Source organism: Haloferax mucosum ATCC BAA-1512 (assembly GCF_000337815.1).
In the GTDB taxonomy this organism is placed as follows: Archaea; Halobacteriota; Halobacteria; order Halobacteriales; family Haloferacaceae; genus Haloferax; species Haloferax mucosum.
In genome coordinates, this window is record NZ_AOLN01000018.1 from 566566 (window position 1) to 582641 (window position 16076).

A 16076-nucleotide genomic window follows, 5' to 3' on the forward strand; every position below is an offset into this window, starting at 1 on the left:
ACTCGGGGACTATCTATGTATGGCGTCAAGGCGGGCGTGCTGTGGCGTCCGCGAAGTGGAACGAAAAGAAAACAGCGCGTTACGCTTCGAGACCGAGACCAGCGCGTTCGAGCGCAGAATCCACGTCGGCGTCGTCGTGGATGACGGCGCTGACGGCGCGGGTGATGGATTCGGGGTCGTCGTGCTGGAAGATAGACCGACCCATCGAGACACCGGCGGCACCGGCGTCCATCGTCCCGCGAACCATCTCGACCGTCTCACGGTCCGTGCCGCGACTGCCGCCGGCGATGACGACTGGCAGGCGTGTGGCCTCGACGACGCGACTGAACGTGTCGGCGTCGCCAGTGTAGGCCGTCTTCACCACGTCGGCACCGACCTCCTCGGCGAGTCGGACGGCGTGAGCGAGTGCTTCGGGGTCCTGTTCGTCGATGTCGGGACCGCGGGCGTAGGACATTGCGAGAACGGGAACGCCGAAATCGGCGGCGCGAGAACAGAGGGTTGCGAGTTGCGTCATCTGGTCGGGTTCGTATTCCGACCCGACGTTGATGTGGAACGAAACGGCATCGGCACCGACGCGCAGTGCATCTTCGACGGTTCCGGTGAGTCGTTTATCGCTTTCGTCGGGACCGATGACGGTCGAACCGTTTACGTGGACGATGTAGCCTTTGCCGTTTTTATTCGGGTGGACGCGGGGTGCCGTCCCCTTGTGTGTGAGGACGGCGTCCGCGCCGCCGCGTGTGATGCCGTCGATTGTCGATTCGATGTCCACGAGACCTGTGACCGGGCCGAGGGTGATTCCGTGGTCCATTGGGACGACGAGGTATCGTCCGTCTGTAGAGATGCGTTCGAGTCGTGCAGAGATGCCAACGTCAGTGTTCATGTATGAGAAAGGGTGACAGAGCAGTTATGTGCGTTCCGGATGCGGTGGGCGTTGCGACGCACCCGCACGTGCGCCTTCGTCGAGTTCGCGGGCGAGCGTTTCGATACGGTCGGCGACCGTCTCCGCGTCGTCGCCGTGCTCGTAGCCCGTAGCCACGATATCGACGAGCGCGCTCCCGACGATGATACCGTCAGCACCGCTTCGGACGATTCGTTCGGCATGGTCACCGCTACTGATTCCGAATCCGACTGCCTTGGGTACGTCGTATTCGCCGAGGCGGTCGAGCGACGAACTAGTCTGGTCGGAGACACTCGTCTGCGCGCCCGTCGTGCCGAGTCGCGCTTGGACGTAGACGTAGCCCGAGACTTGTTCCATGATGCGGTCGAGGCGCTCACCGCGGGTCGTCGGCGCGACGATGAACACGAGGTCGAGACCGAACTCGTCGCAGGCCTCGCGGAGCGGGTCGGCCTCCTCGGCGGGCAGGTCGGGGACGACGAATCCTTCGATGCCGACGGCGGCCGCTTTCTCGACGAACGGCCGGGGACCGGGGTCATCGCCGTAGCGGTAGATGAGGTTGTAGTAGGTCATACAGACCAGCGGCACCGACACGTCGAGGTCCTCGACGAACTCGAAGAACCGAGGCGGCGTCATGCCGTTTTCGAGCGAGCGAACGACGGCGTTCTGGATGGTCGGCCCTTCGGCGACGGGTTCGGAAAACGGCAGGCCGAGTTCGATGATGTCCGCGCCGCCGCGTTCGAGCGCTTCGACGTACGCCAGCGAAGACTCGTACCCCGGGTCGCCGGCGGCGAGATATGGGATGAACGCCGGGCCGTCGGCGAAGGCGTCTTCGAGCGACATTATAGTCCCCCCGTGAACTCGTCCATGTTCGGCGCGATGTCGATGTCGCGCTCGTAGGTCTCTTCGATGGCCGATTCGAGGTCCTTGTCGCCGCGGCCGGAGACGTTGACGACGACGAGCTCGCCGAGGTCGGCGTCGGCTGATTCGGTCGCGTCCGGGCCAGCAACCTGTTCGAGATAGCCGAACGCGTGAGCCGTCTCCAACGCGGGAATGATTCCCTCCAACTGTGAGAGCCGATGGAACGCGGTCAGTGCTTCGTCGTCGCCGACGTTGACAGCCGTCGCGCGGCCGGTATCGACGAGGTGTGCGAGTTCCGGGCCGACACCGGCGTAGTCGAGACCGGACGAGACCGAGTGCGACTCCATAATCTGGCCGTCGTCGTCCTGTAGGAGACGCGTTCGAGCGCCGTGGAGGATTCCCTCGCTCCCGGTCGTGAGCGACGCAGAGTTGGGGGCGACGCCGGCCTCAGAATCGACTTCGAGCGTCGAGCCACCGGCTTCGACGGCGTAGAGTCTGGTTTCGTCGTCGGGGACGAACGCGGCGAACGCGCCCATCGTGTTCGACCCGCCGCCGGCGCAGGCGATAACGGCGTCCGGAAGCCGCCCGACCTGTTCGCGGACCTGCGTCCGTGCTTCTTCGGAGATGACCGACTGGAAGTCTCGGACCATGCTCGGGAACGGGTGCGGGCCGACCACGGAACCGATGACGTAGTGAGTGTCTTCGACGTTCGTCGCCCAGTCGCGCATCGTCTCGGAGATGGCCTCTTTGAGCGTCCCGCGGCCGACGGTGACGGGGTTCACTTCCGACCCGTTGAGTTTCATTCGGAAGACGTTGGGGCGCTGTCGGTTGATGTCGCGTTCGCCCATGTAAATCTCGCAGGGCATATCGAGGTGCGCACAGGCCATCGCAGTCGCGGTGCCGTGTTGGCCCGCGCCGGTCTCGGCGACGATGCGCTCTTTGCCCATGTACTTCGCCAGGAGAACCTGTCCGAGAGCGTTGTTGAGTTTGTGTGCACCGCCGTGAACGAGGTCTTCGCGCTTGAGGTAGACCTCGCAGTCGTAGCGCTCGGAGAGCCGGCCCGCGCGCTGGAGCGGCGTCGGCCGCCCACCGAAGTCCCGCAGGCGCTCGCGGAAGTCGTCCATAAAGCCGCCTTCGTTGTTAAGGACGTACCGCTCGTACGCGTCGTTCAGTTCCTCGATAGCCGGCATGAGGGCTTCGGGAACGTACTGTCCGCCGTAATCTCCGAATGTACCGTCTACACTCATTGTGGTGTCGTCAGTGTCGCAGTGTTCTGTCGCACGTCGCCGTCCATGATGGCGGTCCCGACGAGGAGCGCATCTGCCCCAGCCTCGCGCATCCGCCGAACGTCGTCGGTCGTCTTCACGCCACTCTCTGCGACGAGAAGCACGTCATCGGGGACCTCGGGCGCGAGCGCTTCGAACGTCCCGAGGTCAACATCGAGCCGTCCGAGGTCGCGGTTGTTGACGCCGATGATGTCCGCACCTGCGGCGAGCGCCGCGGTGAGTTCGTCGCGCGTGTGTACTTCGACGAGCGGTCGAAAGCCGCGGTCGCGGGCGGCCGCAACGAGGTCCGGAAGGTCGTCGCCGACGAACCGGGCGATGAGGAGTACGAGGTCCGATTCGACCGCGTCGAGTTGTGCCTCGCGCAGGATGAAATCTTTCCGGAGCACGGGGACATCGACGGCCTCGCGGATGCGACGGAGCGATTCCACGGAGCCACCGAAATGCTTGGGTTCAGTGAGGACGGACAGCGCTGTCGCACCGCCGGCGACCATCTCACGGGCTAATTCGACCGGGTCGTCGTCGCGGACGCCGCCGGTCGTCGGACTCGTGGGCTTTACTTCGGCGATAATCGGAACCCGACCGGCGTCGGCTGTCGCGGCCACAGCCGCTGGAAACGACCGCGAATCGACCGAGAGATGTGTCTCGCCTCCCGGTCGGTCCCGTGCGGCGTCAAGAATCGCGCGCACTTCGGGCGCTAATTTGCCTCCACTAGCGTTCATTAATGTACACTGACGCACGCATTTGTACATAAGGCTTGCGTCGGCGGGGACACTCACCGTCTCTCGCGTCCGCGCGTGTGAGTCGGCGATTCGAGAGTCAGAAGCCGATAGAATGGAAGCCGGAGAGACGGAAGTCGGTGGGGCCGCGGCGAAAACCGGCCGCCGGAAAGGTCAAGCGTCCGGCGCGGTGACGCGGACGTATGGACATCTCCGGAATCTACGCCCGCGAATCTGCGACGCTCGGCCGCCCGGTGCAAATCGGCGTGGTCAGCGGGAAAGTCATCAGCGTCTCGTTTCCGGACGCGCTTCCGGCGGACGCCGAGTCGGAACACGAACACCTCGATACGATTCTCGACGCCATCGACGGCGCGGACGTAAATCTCACCGAGATACCAATCGGGTTGACCATCCCGACCGACCAGCGGAGCGTGTTGGAGGCGCTCCGAAACGTTCCGCGAGGCGACAGCATCGATACGTCGCTTCTGGTTCGGATGGCGGGATTAGACCCGGATGCAGACGATTCAGAGCGCGTCGTTCGGGAGGCGCTCGCGTCGAATCCCGTCCCCATCGTCGTGCCCGACCACCGCGTCCGAGACGGTCCGAGCGCCGCACCCGACGAGGTTGCCGCGGCGCTCCGGCAGGCAGAGGGACTCTAAGAACACGAGGTCGGGACGAGCGCTCGGTACGAGGACGAACAGTTCAAAACGGCATCGAGTCTGTCTTCTGTCGAAGCGCGAGGTAGCCGACGAGTCCGGCCAAGAGAAACAGGGTGCTCGCCAGTTGCACCGCCTGCGTCCCCGTCACGAGTTCGACGAACTGGGCAATCCCGGCCAAGAGAAAGCCGCCGCCTGCGATGTATCGCAACTGGCTCTTGACCGGGATGCGGAGCGTCACGATGCCGAGAAGCATCGCCGTGATGCCAAACGCGGCGTCGGCGGCGAGGCGGAGCGTCGGGTCTCCGGTGGCGAACGACGCGACGACGAGCGCGATGTACCCGACCAACCCCGCCTGCGTCAGTCGCTTTGTGTCGATGTCCATACTGGTTACGCGGGACGCCGACACTTGAACGCATCCCTCCACCAAGGTTCACGCGTCGTCCGAGACTGAGACCGTCAGCGACTCAAACGACGGATTTCGTTTCGTCGGTCGTCAACAAGTCCTGTGTAGCCGGTTGCGACCAATCCGGGCGGTCGTCACCAGCCGAGCAGTTCGTGGCCGACGAACTCCAGCGCATTCACGAGGTAGTGGGCGACGACGACGACGAGCAGGCTTTCGGTGAGGACGAACGCCGCCGCGAGTACGAAGCCGAGGAGTCCGGTCACGACGATGCCGAGGCGGCCCTGCGCACCGTGGCCGAGACCGAACGCCACCGACGACAGGGACGCCATGAGCCACGGCGAAACGTCGAAGCCAGCGGCGACAGCGCCGACGAGTGCGCCGCGAAAGAGGAGTTCCTCGAAGCCCGCGATGAGCGGGAGAGCGACGACGAACAACAGCACCCACCCCATCGTCGATTGCGGCGTCAGCGACGCGCGTAGCTCCTCGTCGGGAGCGAAGCCGAACTGCTTGCTGACGGACGAACCGAGACGGTTCACCGCGTAGAGGGAGACACCGAGTGCGACGCCGAGTGCGAGCTTCGTCGGAACGTCGGCGAAAGATAGCCCGAGCGCGGCAGGCGGAATCTGGGCGTACCACGCACCGAGACCGAGCAGGCCGCCCAAGAGCGCCTGCGAGATGGCGACGTTTGCGAGGAGGAGATGCGGTGGGAGGTCCGCAGACGACGCCCCGAGGTCCGGCATCGTCGGCTCGGTGGCCGACGAGTCGGCTGACTCGGTGTTGTCTGTCGGTTCCAGCGGTTCGAGTGATTGTGATTCTGCCAGTGCCGCCGACTCGTGGCGCTCCACGCTCTCCTGTGAGTTGGTGCTGTTCTGTGGAGTGCTATTGGACGTGCTGTCCCCCGGGATGCTATCGGAGCGACCTGCGTCGGTCCGAGTTTGATTCGTCCGTCTCGAATCCCCCCGCGTCGCTTCCCCGTGGTTCGGTTCGGTCTGCACCGCGTCCGTCCGGGGCGAGTCGGGCCGAGAGCCATTTTCAACGCGGTCGTCGTTTCGTTCCCGCGGACGCGGCTCCGGGGTGCTCTCTGCGTCGTTCGAGAGCGCATCAGAAGCGAGGGAATCTGAGCGCCGGGTCGGGGGCGCTCGCTCGTCGGCGTTGTCGTCGAGAGAAAGAGAGTCCACACCGTCTCTGTGGGGGATTCCACGCGAGAGGTGTGCGAGAGAAAGCAGGACGGCGAGTACGAGGCCGGTAAAGCCGGTAAACGCCGCCCAGTCAGTCATCCGGCGTTACTGCGGGCTGGGGCTGGACGGCCCGACGCCCTTGCTCTTGTTGAGCGCGGAGCCGGTGATGCTCTTGAGACGGTCCACGAGCGAATCCTTCTCGGGTTCGCCTTCGAGTGCGACGTCGAGCACCTCGCTGATGTGCGAGACGGGGATGATATCGACCATCTCCTTGTACTCGTCTTCGATCATCACGTCCTGCTCGTTGGCGGCAGGGATGATGACCGTCTCACAGCCGGCCTTCGCGGCGGCTTCGATCTTGTGGGTGACACCGCCGACGGGAAGCACGTCACCGCGCACCGACAGCGAACCGGTCATGGCGACCGACTGGTCGATGGGGATGTCCTCCAGCGCGGAGATGACGGCAGTTGCGACCGTGATAGACGCGGAGTCACCGTCAACGCCCTGCTGTCCGGTCTGGACGAACTGCACGTGCACGTCCATCTCCGAGAGGTCCTGATTGGAGAACTTCTTGATGATGGCCGAGACGTTCTGGACGGACTCCTCTGCCATCTCCTTGAGCTGGCCCGTGGCGATAACCCGTCCGGGACCCTGCGATGGCGTGACTTCGGCCATCACGGGGAGCATGATACCGGAGTCTTCGCCCATGACGGCGAGGCCGTTGACGCGGCCGGTGACGAAGCCGTCGTTGACGGAGAGTTCGTAGTCCTTGCGGCGCTGGATGTACTGGTCCGCGATCTGCTGTTCGATGGAGCGCGCGCGGCGCTTTGCTTGGAGAACGTGGTCGCGGGTCGTGAGTTCCGCGTTCTCGCCGCGGGCGATGTCGCCTGCGACGCGAACGAGACCACCGAGGTCACGGAATTCGAGGGTGAGGTGACCCTTCCGGCCGGCGCGACGGCGGGCTTCGAGGATGACTTCCTCGACTGCCTCTTCGGTGAACGCCGGCAGACGACCGTCGTTTGCCACTTCCTGCGCGACGAAACGCGCGTACTTGCGGCGCATCTCGGGAGTGTCCTCGATGGTGTCGTCCATGTACACCTCGTACCCGTACCCCTTGATACGGGAGCGGAGTGCGGGGTGCATGTTCTCCATCGCGTCGAGGTTACCCGCCGCGATCATGATGAAGTCCGTCGGGACGGGTTCGGTCTGAACCATCGCGCCAGAAGAGCGCTCGGACTGGCCTGTAATACCGAATTCGCCCTCCTGAATGGCCGTCATTAGGTGCTGTTGACTGCGAACGTCGAGCGTGTTGATTTCGTCAACGAACAGCACGCCCTTGTTGGCCTTGTGGATGGCACCCGGTTCGACGCGGTCGTGACTCGGCGTCTCCATGCCGCCGGACTGGAACGGGTCGTGGCGGACGTCGCCGAGGAGTGCACCAGCGTGGGCACCCGTAGCGTCCTGGAACGGTGCGGCCTTCTGGTCGGCGTTGTTCACGATGAGGTTTGGAATCATCGCGTCGCTTCCGCGAGAGCCGTAGCGGAACGCGAGATAGATGATACCGGCCGCGAGAATGCCGAGGAGGACTGCCCCTTCAATAAGCAGGGCGTAGCCCAACACGACCGCGATGATGATCCACATGAGGAACGAGCGCATCTGGTTGCGCTTGCGCGCCTCTTCTTTGTGGGCCTCGACAATCTGGTCGCCCTTGCCCGAGGGGACCGTGCGGACCTTCGGTTGGTTTCCGTCGTCGGGATTGTGATAGACGAGAACGTCCTGTAGCTCCTCGCGGGGGAGGAGTTCGGACATCGCTTTTGCGAGCATCGACTTCCCCGTCCCGGGGGAGCCGATCATCATGACGTGGCGGCGCTGTTTGGCCGCCTTCATGATGACGTCGCGTGCGTGCTCCTGTCCGATGACTTGGTCAACGAGCCGGTCCGGGACGGAAATCTCGTCGGTCGTGTCGATCCGGAGACCGCCGAGGAGATCGTCTTCGTCCACGTTCTCGGCCACGTCGGCGTCGATCTCGACGTCGCTCCCGAGGTCGTCGATAGTCTTCTTATCGACCTCTTCGGCCTCCTCGCGCTGGAAGTCCTGCTCGCCGTTGGTGCCCTCTGAGGGGGGCATCTCGTCGAGGGGTTCCTCCCGCTCGTGGAGGCTGTCGTCGGTGTTCGTATCGTTACTCATAGAACTGTCGTCGCTACCTCTAACGTAGGCCCTGCAACTAATATACTTTCTCCCCGTCTGCACGCGGCGTACCGTGCCGAATAATCGCGTTTCGAACGCCCTACCGCTCGAATACCGGAATTCGTGTAACTCGGCGTATTTATAAGTAATCCGGACTAACGGCCGACAAATGCGGGGGTTCTACATCGGCCGTTTCCAGCCCTACCACAACGGTCACCACCAGATGGTCGAAGAGATTGCCGCCGAGGTTGACGAACTCGTTCTCGGTATCGGGTCCGCCGGCGACTCGCACTCGCCGCGAAACCCCTTCACCGCGGGCGAACGAATCATGATGGTCAACAAAGCCGTCTCGAATTTCGACATCACGACGTACGCGGTCCCCATCGAGGACCTCGACCGGAACTCGGTGTGGGTCAGCCACGTCCAGTCGATGTCGCCGGCGTTCGAGGTGGCGTACTCGAACAACCCGCTTGTCATCCAACTGTTTACGGAGGCGGGCGTCGAGGTTCGCCAATCGCCGATGTTCAACCGCGAGGTGCTGGAGGGAACCGAAGTCCGCCAGCGCATGATCGAAGACCGCGACTGGGAGTCGCTCGTTCCCGACGAAGTGGCCGACGTGGTCCGAGAAATCGGCGGCATCGAACGACTCCAACAGGTCACCTCGTCCGACCGCTCCGAGTGCGTCGCGGGCGACGACGACGTCAACCCCTGTTGAGATGATTACGCTCGCGTCCGACTTCGGGATAGCGTACCCCGCGGCGATGAAAGGTGTCGTTCTCTCGCGGAGCGACGCCCGTCTCGTCGATGTTGCCCACGACCTCCCGCGGCAGGACGTTCGTGCCGCGGCGTTTTGGCTCCGCGAGACGCTTCCGTACTTCCCGCCGGCGGTCCACCTCGTCGTCGTTGACCCCGGTGTCGGAACCGACCGTCGAGCAATTGCGCTCCGCGTCGGCGACCATGTCTTCGTCGGTCCCGACAACGGCGTAGTACGACCCCCGGCGCGACGGATTGCGGAGAGAACGGACGGAGACGTCCGCGTCGAAGCCTACGAGATACGCGTCTCTGACCCCGCGTCTACGACGTTCCACGGCAGAGACGTGTTTGCTCCCGCGGCGGCCGACGCTCACGAAGCGGATGTAGACGCCCTCGCCGCTCTCGACCGGTTCGAACCCGTCGGGACCGACTCCCTCGCTGACCTCGTGTTCCCGACGCCGGACGTTACCGAAGACGGAAGCCAGACGACCGGCGAGGTACTCGTCGTTGACGACTTCGGCAACTGCATCACGAACGTCCCCGGCGAGTTCGTCGAGGGCCGGGAGTCGGTCGCAGTCAACGGCGAATCCGTTCCCGTCGGACACACGTTCGAGACCGTCTCGCGCGGCGAGAGACTCGTCACCGTCGGGAGTCACGGCAACGTCGAGTGCGACGTGAACCACGGCCGCGGCGACGAGGCGTTCGGTCTCTCGCCCGGCGAGACCGTCACTCTGCATATCGACTGATGGTCGCCGCTGGAATCGACCCCTTTGCGGTCATGAACGTCGTGGGGTTGCTCGCGTTCGCGGTCGCCGGGTCGCTCAAGGCGGCCGACGCCGGTCTGGACGTGTTCGGCGTCTCCGTTCTCGGCATCGTGACGGCGCTCGGCGGCGGGACGACGCGCGACCTGCTCGTCGATAAACTGCCCGCGTCGCTCGCCGGCACGTGGGACATGAGCGTCGCGCTCGTCGGCGTCGGTCTCGCCATCGTTCTCATCCGGTCGATGGCCGGCCGCGTCCGCGACCACCCGGCGTTTCTGACCTCGGACGCAATCGGGCTGTCGGCGTTCGCGGCGACCGGCGCGCTCGTCGGCGTTGACGCTGGTGTCACGCCGTTCGGCATCGTTATCCTCGCAACCATAACCGCCGTCGGCGGTGGCTCTATCGCCGACATACTCATCGGCCGCGTGCCGGTCGTCCTCCGTGACGACTTCTATGCGACGCCGGCCGTCGTCGGCGGCATCGCGTTTCTCGTCGCCCGCGGAGTGGGTGCGCCGACCGGTGTTCCGTCGGGCCTCTGTGCGACGCTCGTGTTCGCGGTTCGGATGCTGGCGCTCAGATACGAGTGGCGACTCCCGCAGGTCTGAAAACCTGAAAAACGAGGTGCAGGCTTATTCTGCGGCGATGACGTCGTCGATGCGGACGATCATCGTCGCGGCCTCGGTCGCAGACTCGATGGCTTCGCGTTTGACGGCCGCGGGGTCGAGAACGCCGTGTTCGACTGGGTCGCCGACTTCGCCCGCGCGGCCGGTAGAGATGATACCGGCGATACCTTCGTTCTCGTAGCGAGAGCGCAGGTCAACGAGCGCGTCGATGGGGTCCAGGCCAGTGTTTTCGGCGAGGGTTCGCGGAAGGGCCTCGACCGCGTCGGCGTAGGCCTCGACGGCGAGTTGCTTGCGACCCTCGATACCGGCGGCTTCGGAGCGGATGCGGTCGGCGATGGCGATTTCGGTCGCGCCCGCGCCGGGGACGACGCCGCCTTTGTCGATAGCGGCGGCGACCACGTCCACGGCGTCTTCGATAGCGCGTTCGAGTTCGTTGACGACGTGTTCGGTGCCGCCGCGGAGGAACAGCGTCACGGCCTTGGCCGCGGCACCGCCTTCGACGAACGCGAGGTCGTCGTCGCCGAAGGTTCGGATGCTGACGGATTCGACGTGTCCGAGGTCGTCGGCTTCGATATCGGCAAGAGAGCCGAGACGCTTCGCGCCGGTCGCACGGGCCAGCGCGCGGGCGTCGGTGTTCTTGACGCTCTCGAACGCGGTGATGCCCGCGTCGGCGAGGAAGCCGGCCACGCGGTCGTCGATAGATTTCGTACAGAACACGACATCGACGCCGGCGTCTTTGAGGGCCGTCGCGTAGCCGCGGAGTTCCTTGTCCTCGGCGTCGATAGCCGCGGTGAGTTGGTCAACCGACGTGATGTTGTACTCGGTGTCGGTCTCGCCCTTGCGCACGTCGAGTTTCACGTCGAGGACCGCGACGGTCGCGTCATCGACGGAACGCGGCATGTTCTCGTTGACGAGTTCCTTGTCGAGAACGACGCCTTCGACGAGTTCGGTCGCCGAGGAGGATGCCCCCGTGCGGGTGAGGACGCGGACGTTGTCGCGGTCGAACACGCCGTCGCCGTCCTCGTGAACCATCCGAACCGCCTTGACGACGTGTTTTGCGAGCACATCGGCGGTCACGTCGCCCGTCCCCTTGCCAGTCATAGAAGACTCGGCGACCTTACGGAGCAGGTCGCTGTCGAGTGCCTCGTCGAGAACCATGTCGTCGATGGCGGCCTGTGCGATGCGGGCGGCCTCGGTGTACCCCTCCACGATGACGGTCGGGTGGAGGTCGTCATCGAGGAGGTCTTCGGCGTGAGCGAGGAGCTCGCCGGTCAGGACGGCGGCGGTGGTCGTCCCGTCGCCGACTTCCTCCTCTTGGGTCTCGGCGACTTCGACGATCATCTGGGCGGCGGGGTGTTCGATGTCCATCTTTTCGAGGATGGTCGCCCCGTCGTTCGTGATGACGACCTCGCCCGAGGAATCGACGAGCATCTTGTCCATCCCGCGCGGGCCGAGTGTGGTCCGTACGGCTTCAGCGACGGCCTTCCCGGCACGGATGTTCGAGTCCTGTGCGGACCGGCCGCGGGTTCGGTTCGTTCCCTCTGCGAGGATGTATAGTGGTTGTTGCATTCGTGAAGCCATGTTGAAACCTCAAGCGATATCAACGATTGCAGTTCTATAAATAGTTTTCGGCGATGGTGAGACACCAAATCGCACGACAGAGCGACAGAGAGTAGCAATAAATGGAAAATTAGAAGTTATTGTATCCCCAACAATAATGAGGCAATTAGCGTGGTTCTCGTCGCGGCGCTCGTCGACACGGTTCGGTATCGCAGAGTCCGTCGGTTGTGGGGTCGGACTGCGGGCCGACGGCATTCGTCTGTGAGTAGTAGCATCCGTCTAGGTGGTGTTGCGACTGTTCGTGCGCGAGGGAACTGCTCCGAGACGGTGCTACTCGTCTATGTGGTCAACTGCGAGTGTGCCGTCGCCGAAAAGCGAGACGAGATACCCTGCATAGTGAAATCTGAGACTGTGAGACTTGTCACCGGAGGGGCTGAAAAGTGAATCGAGTGCCTCGGGGTTCACGCCCACGTCTGCCAGTGGCGGCAGGTCGAGTGGGCTGTGTTCAGTAGCCGTCGCAACGGCCGACGTGACCGCGACAGCAACCTCTTCGTATCGATCGACAGAGGTGGTGACTACGGACCCGGCACCCGTGTCGAGCTGGTCGTCCATACAGTTCGCAACGGCAGTGTACTATCTATGGGTGTGGGTTGACTATGTAATCCGTTCATTATAGGACGACTCGTCGCGGACGCGCTCTGCGAGGGTTCGATACGCCCGGCGCAACCGGGCCGCGACAGCCTGCCGCGAGATGTCGAGTTCGTCGCCGAGTTCGTCTAACGACGTCCGCCGGTGCTCGTCAAAATACCCTCGTTCGAGCGCGAGAAGCAACGCCTCGCGTTGGTGGCTCGTCAACTGCTCGCTCGCCGGTGTCTCGGCGCTTCCGAGCGATGAGATTCGGGCGAACTCGGTTTCGAGACCACGGTCCGTCCAGTCGCTTCTGAGGTCAGTCAGCGCGCCGTGAGACGGCACGCGAAGCCGAAGCCACCACGAATCAGCGGTTGCGAGACATTCCAGTAGGACGATGCGGGGGTCCACCAACCCCGCAAAGAGGGGACTCCGGTCGAACACCCACTCGACCGCGTAGAGAACGCCGTCGGGGACTGCCTCGATAAGCCGGAGGTCGTCGATGGACGGTACGGAATCAGCCGCTGTTTCGAACGTTCGGGCGTCTGGCCCGCGGACCCAAAGAAAAGACGCGACGGACGCAGACGTAGAAATCGATCGCTCTAGCTCGATTTCGATGTCGTACTGTTCGACGACGCGACCGAGTGGGAACCCAGACAGCGGCGTGACGACCTCGACGATGAGGCACACGGAAATATGTTGGGACGGAAGGGACAAAAGAATGCGTCTCAGGGTCCGGCCGGACGCTCTTGAAGAAATGAACGTTTGGATTTGAAATGTTTCCAAACATATTATTTTATATACAATATTTGTATAAAATTTGTTTCAAAACGGCGAACGAGTCTACAACCTATTTGATGGACACTACTGAGAGACACCACAATGCTGGAGTTGGAACACGGGTTCAGGGTTGTCGATGTGAACGCTCGTCTCGACCCCGACGAACAGTCGGTTGCGGCCCGCGGTCGAGACATTAGCCCGGAACGGTTAGAACGCGAACTACACCAAGCGGGCGTCGTGCGCGCGGTCGTCTCGCCGGGGGCACAGCCCGTCGAGCAGAGTTATCTGCGGCCGAACAACGCGGTTGCGCGGATGAGCGTTGACCGGCCGTTTCTCGCGTTCGCCCGCATCAACGGCCCACGTGACCCGAGCGCGAGCGCGTCCGCTCGCCTTCGAAATCTCACCACGTCGCGGGGTGACCACCACGCCGACCCGGACGACATCGAACAGTACGCCTACGACGACCGGTTTCACGGCTTTTGTCTCGCGCCGGCGGTCGATGGACTCCCCGACGAGGAGACACTCGACATGCTGGAGAACGTGGGACTGCCGGTGTTCGTCCACAGCGGTCAGTCGTTCGAGCCGAGCGCCGTCGCCGAGACGCTCATGGGCCGGTTCCCGGTTGTGCTGTCGAGTTTCGGCGGCTTCCCGCTCGACCGAGAGCTGATGCACGAGTCTATCGACCTGCTCGACGACCACGACAACCTCTATCTCGACACGAGTTTCGTCCGCTACCGGAGCGTCCTGGAACGGGCACTTCTCGAACATCCAGACCGCGTCCTGTTCGGCAGTGGTGCTCCGGAGACCCACCCGAACGTGGGCGTCATGGAGATACTGACGCTCGACGTGTCCGAGGACGCGCTGGCGAAAGCGTTCTCGAAGAATGCGACGCGCGTCATCTCGGCGCTCGCGCCCGGAGAACAGTAGCGCAAAAGACGCGTTGTAGCTACTCAAAGACGCGTTGTAGCGCGCAGAAGGCCGGTTACCGGACCGTTCGGCGAATACTCAACGCCAGTCGTATCGAGCGACTGCGCGGTCTGCACGCTTGGAACAACCGTGTGGGTTGCGCGCCCGAGACCGGTCTCGGGCGCGGGCGACCATCCCGTCCGATGTGCCGGTCGCAATACCGAGAATAACGTCGCGGCCGGTTCCGACCCAGCCGGAGGGCGTCACGTCGCCTTTGACGACGCCGAGTGCGGCGTCGAACCCGTCGGCGATAGCGTGTTTCGCCGTTCGTTTGACCGTCCCCGGTCTGACGCCGTAGTTCTTTACGAGCCGGTACGTCAAGGCTCGATACTTCCAGCCCCAGTCGCGCTCCGAGATACCGCCGTCGGCTTCGAACTCGCGTCGGACACACATCTCCGGTGCCCACGCGACAGTTCGGCCGAAGCCCGCGAGTCGGTGTGCGGCGTCGCGGGCACCGCCGGTTTCGAGGTACTCGTCGAACCCGTCGAGCGAATCGAGCACGTCGCGTCGGAAGGCAACGTTGCTCCCGTTGAAGTAGGTCACGTCGCGCCCCGAAACCGAGTTCTGTTCGAGCGATTCGGTCGTCATCCCGTTTCGGAGCGTCTGATGGAGCGGACCGGTGACGACATCCGCCGACTCGATTTCGTCTTCGAGCGCCGACAGCCACGACGGTTCGACAGAGAGGTCGTATCTGAGAAGGGCGACTACGTCGCCGCTCGCAACCTCGATACCGGCGTTGCGAGCGACGTTGAGGTTTCGGTCGGAGAGTTCGATGAGGGCGTCAACGTCGGCTCGTTCGCGTACCATCCCGGTCGTCCCATCGGCTGACGGACCGTTGACGACGATGATTTCGGCGTCGGGGACGTGCTCGGCCAGCGCGTCGAGGCTGGTTGCGAGCTGGTCCCGACCGTTGAGGGTCGGGAGCACTACCGAGAGGTCCATACGGGACACTTGCGATGGATGCACTTAAATATGAATCGAGGACCCTGAGAAAATCACCCGTGAGACGGCTTCACTCGGCGTCGCTCGCCCGAGTCGCCGCACGAGATGACTCGTCGGTGTCGGTGGTAACGCGTGCGTTCCAATACGACACCGAAGCGAAATCGTCGCCGAGCGGCGTTCCGCCGACCGCAAGGTCGAGCGAGCGGAAGGGCTGTGCGATTCCGTTCGGAATCTTCCGGTAGAAACCGAACGGGATGACGAAGTCGTGTTTCGCGTCCGCGAGTGCGAGACCTGCGTCGGCGAGCAGACGATTGACGCCGTCGTTCGAGTAGAGTCGGGACCCCATCGGGAGGAGCCAGTTGTAGGTGACCCGGAAGCTCTTGTCGTTGAACGTATCGAAAAAGACCTGCTCTTTCGAAACGCGTGCCATCTCAGCTAAGAACTTCGCCGGGGTGTCCGCAAGGTGGAAAAACCGCATTGCGAACACCGCGTCGAAGTGGTTGTCGGGGAAGGGAAGTCGTGCCGCGTCGCCGCGAAGGAACTCGATACGGTCGGCAACGCCTGCGCTACGAGCCTTCTCCCGCCCTTGTACCATCATCGCCCGTGAGATGTCCAGTCCAACGACGTTCGCTCCCTCCTGAGCGAGCATCACGGTGAATCGACCGGTTCCGCAGGCGATTTCGAGGATATTCTTGTCCTCAACGGGACCGAGCGCCGCGAGGACAGCCTCTTTCTCTCGCCGGTCGATGAGCCGACCGCCCTTGGAGAACCGCTTCGAGTCGTACTCCTGGGCGACCTCGTCGGCCTGGTACCACTCCTTTCCTTTCACGCTACGCATACTCGCAGGGGGGACGGTAAAACGGTACTGGATACGCCGTG

The 16076-nt window shown here is 63.6% G+C and carries 17 protein-coding genes; 5 read left to right on the top strand and 12 right to left on the bottom strand.

What is annotated here, in order from left to right:
- Window positions 1-79: 79 nt before the first annotated feature.
- Genes C440_RS15545 through trpC form a run of 4 tightly spaced genes read right to left on the bottom strand, consistent with a single transcriptional unit; the run spans window position 80 to window position 3761 of the window.
- Window positions 80-880 (bottom strand): 2-amino-3,7-dideoxy-D-threo-hept-6-ulosonate synthase, encoded by an 801-nt coding sequence (locus C440_RS15545; RefSeq protein WP_008321605.1) that lies wholly within the window; start codon window positions 878-880, stop codon window positions 80-82.
- Window positions 881-904: 24 nt separating this feature from the next.
- Window positions 905-1738 carry a tryptophan synthase subunit alpha gene (trpA, locus tag C440_RS15550; protein ID WP_008321606.1) on the bottom strand — a complete coding sequence of 278 codons (834 nt, stop codon included), beginning with the start codon at window positions 1736-1738 and terminating at the stop codon, window positions 905-907.
- Window positions 1738-3003 (bottom strand): tryptophan synthase subunit beta, encoded by a 1266-nt coding sequence (trpB, locus tag C440_RS15555; protein WP_008321607.1) that lies wholly within the window; start codon window positions 3001-3003, stop codon window positions 1738-1740. Before trpB ends, trpA begins: the two co-directional genes overlap by 1 nt.
- Complete coding sequence (gene trpC, locus C440_RS15560) at window positions 3000-3761, bottom strand: indole-3-glycerol phosphate synthase (protein WP_008321608.1); 762 nt, start codon at window positions 3759-3761, stop codon at window positions 3000-3002. The genes trpB and trpC overlap by 4 nt, the downstream gene beginning before the upstream one ends.
- Window positions 3762-3961: 200 nt before the next feature.
- Between trpC and C440_RS15565 the strand changes: the two genes are divergently transcribed.
- Window positions 3962-4417, top strand: coding sequence for an MGMT family protein (locus C440_RS15565; protein ID WP_008321609.1), 456 nt, complete (start codon window positions 3962-3964; stop codon window positions 4415-4417).
- Window positions 4418-4460: 43 nt separating this feature from the next.
- On the opposite strand, the gene C440_RS15570 is transcribed toward C440_RS15565, so the two are convergent.
- The 3 genes from C440_RS15570 to lonB form a co-directional block, all read right to left on the bottom strand.
- Entirely contained in the window at window positions 4461-4799 is a 339-nt protein-coding gene (locus tag C440_RS15570) for a hypothetical protein (protein WP_008321610.1), read from the bottom strand.
- Window positions 4800-4954: 155 nt separating this feature from the next.
- Complete coding sequence (locus C440_RS15575) at window positions 4955-6097, bottom strand: CPBP family intramembrane glutamic endopeptidase (RefSeq protein ID WP_008321611.1); 1143 nt, start codon at window positions 6095-6097, stop codon at window positions 4955-4957.
- 6 nt (window positions 6098-6103) lie between these two features.
- Window positions 6104-8185, bottom strand: a complete 2082-nt coding sequence (gene lonB / locus C440_RS15580) for an ATP-dependent protease LonB (protein ID WP_008321612.1) — start codon at window positions 8183-8185, stop codon at window positions 6104-6106.
- A gap of 169 nt (window positions 8186-8354) precedes the next feature.
- Here lonB and C440_RS15585 point away from each other — a divergent pair, with 169 nt between their 5' ends.
- The 3 genes from C440_RS15585 to C440_RS15595 are packed head-to-tail and all read left to right on the top strand — an operon-like array spanning window position 8355 to window position 10304.
- Window positions 8355-8900: a nicotinamide-nucleotide adenylyltransferase gene (locus tag C440_RS15585; protein ID WP_008321613.1), complete on the top strand. Its 546-nt coding sequence runs from the start codon at window positions 8355-8357 to the stop codon at window positions 8898-8900.
- A gap of 1 nt (window position 8901) precedes the next feature.
- Window positions 8902-9684, top strand: coding sequence for an SAM hydrolase/SAM-dependent halogenase family protein (locus C440_RS15590; protein WP_008321614.1), 783 nt, complete (start codon window positions 8902-8904; stop codon window positions 9682-9684).
- Window positions 9684-10304 (top strand): trimeric intracellular cation channel family protein, encoded by a 621-nt coding sequence (locus C440_RS15595; protein ID WP_008321615.1) that lies wholly within the window; start codon window positions 9684-9686, stop codon window positions 10302-10304. The genes C440_RS15590 and C440_RS15595 overlap by 1 nt, the downstream gene beginning before the upstream one ends.
- Window positions 10305-10328: 24 nt before the next feature.
- Here C440_RS15595 and thsA read toward each other — a convergent pair whose 3' ends face one another.
- The 3 genes from thsA to C440_RS15610 form a co-directional block, all read right to left on the bottom strand.
- Window positions 10329-11891 (bottom strand): thermosome subunit alpha, encoded by a 1563-nt coding sequence (gene thsA, locus C440_RS15600; protein WP_008321616.1) that lies wholly within the window; start codon window positions 11889-11891, stop codon window positions 10329-10331.
- A 321-nt stretch (window positions 11892-12212) separates the two neighbouring features.
- The gene (locus tag C440_RS15605) at window positions 12213-12494 is read right to left on the bottom strand and encodes a HalOD1 output domain-containing protein (protein WP_008321617.1); all 282 of its coding nucleotides are present in this window, start codon (window positions 12492-12494) and stop codon (window positions 12213-12215) included.
- Window positions 12495-12536: 42 nt separating this feature from the next.
- Window positions 12537-13199, bottom strand: a complete 663-nt coding sequence (locus tag C440_RS15610) for a helix-turn-helix domain-containing protein (RefSeq protein ID WP_008321618.1) — start codon at window positions 13197-13199, stop codon at window positions 12537-12539.
- A 192-nt stretch (window positions 13200-13391) separates the two neighbouring features.
- Between C440_RS15610 and C440_RS15615 the strand changes: the two genes are divergently transcribed.
- Window positions 13392-14216: an amidohydrolase family protein gene (locus tag C440_RS15615; protein ID WP_008321619.1), complete on the top strand. Its 825-nt coding sequence runs from the start codon at window positions 13392-13394 to the stop codon at window positions 14214-14216.
- A gap of 78 nt (window positions 14217-14294) precedes the next feature.
- Here the strand turns inward: C440_RS15615 and C440_RS15620 are convergent, their stop codons facing one another.
- On the bottom strand, window positions 14295-15197 hold the full coding sequence (locus tag C440_RS15620; protein WP_008321620.1) for a glycosyltransferase family 2 protein: 903 nt from the start codon (window positions 15195-15197) through the stop codon (window positions 14295-14297).
- Between the two features lie 70 nt (window positions 15198-15267).
- Window positions 15268-16026, bottom strand: a complete 759-nt coding sequence (locus tag C440_RS15625; protein WP_049915912.1) for a class I SAM-dependent methyltransferase — start codon at window positions 16024-16026, stop codon at window positions 15268-15270.
- Between the last annotated feature and the right edge of the window lie 50 nt (window positions 16027-16076).

What these genes read in the sequence shown, in the direction of transcription:
- C440_RS15545 (WP_008321605.1), bottom strand. Translation starts at nt 880, where the DNA reads ATGAACACTGACGTTGGCATCTCTGCACGACTCGAACGCATCTCTACA.
- trpA (WP_008321606.1), bottom strand. Translation starts at nt 1,738, where the DNA reads ATGTCGCTCGAAGACGCCTTCGCCGACGGCCCGGCGTTCATCCCATAT.
- trpB (WP_008321607.1), bottom strand. Translation starts at nt 3,003, where the DNA reads ATGAGTGTAGACGGTACATTCGGAGATTACGGCGGACAGTACGTTCCC.
- trpC (WP_008321608.1), bottom strand. Translation starts at nt 3,761, where the DNA reads ATGAACGCTAGTGGAGGCAAATTAGCGCCCGAAGTGCGCGCGATTCTT.
- C440_RS15565 (WP_008321609.1), top strand. Translation starts at nt 3,962, where the DNA reads ATGGACATCTCCGGAATCTACGCCCGCGAATCTGCGACGCTCGGCCGC.
- C440_RS15570 (WP_008321610.1), bottom strand. Translation starts at nt 4,799, where the DNA reads ATGGACATCGACACAAAGCGACTGACGCAGGCGGGGTTGGTCGGGTAC.
- C440_RS15575 (WP_008321611.1), bottom strand. Translation starts at nt 6,097, where the DNA reads ATGACTGACTGGGCGGCGTTTACCGGCTTTACCGGCCTCGTACTCGCC.
- lonB (WP_008321612.1), bottom strand. Translation starts at nt 8,185, where the DNA reads ATGAGTAACGATACGAACACCGACGACAGCCTCCACGAGCGGGAGGAA.
- C440_RS15585 (WP_008321613.1), top strand. Translation starts at nt 8,355, where the DNA reads ATGCGGGGGTTCTACATCGGCCGTTTCCAGCCCTACCACAACGGTCAC.
- C440_RS15590 (WP_008321614.1), top strand. Translation starts at nt 8,902, where the DNA reads ATGATTACGCTCGCGTCCGACTTCGGGATAGCGTACCCCGCGGCGATG.
- C440_RS15595 (WP_008321615.1), top strand. Translation starts at nt 9,684, where the DNA reads ATGGTCGCCGCTGGAATCGACCCCTTTGCGGTCATGAACGTCGTGGGG.
- thsA (WP_008321616.1), bottom strand. Translation starts at nt 11,891, where the DNA reads ATGCAACAACCACTATACATCCTCGCAGAGGGAACGAACCGAACCCGC.
- C440_RS15605 (WP_008321617.1), bottom strand. Translation starts at nt 12,494, where the DNA reads ATGGACGACCAGCTCGACACGGGTGCCGGGTCCGTAGTCACCACCTCT.
- C440_RS15615 (WP_008321619.1), top strand. Translation starts at nt 13,392, where the DNA reads ATGCTGGAGTTGGAACACGGGTTCAGGGTTGTCGATGTGAACGCTCGT.
- C440_RS15620 (WP_008321620.1), bottom strand. Translation starts at nt 15,197, where the DNA reads ATGGACCTCTCGGTAGTGCTCCCGACCCTCAACGGTCGGGACCAGCTC.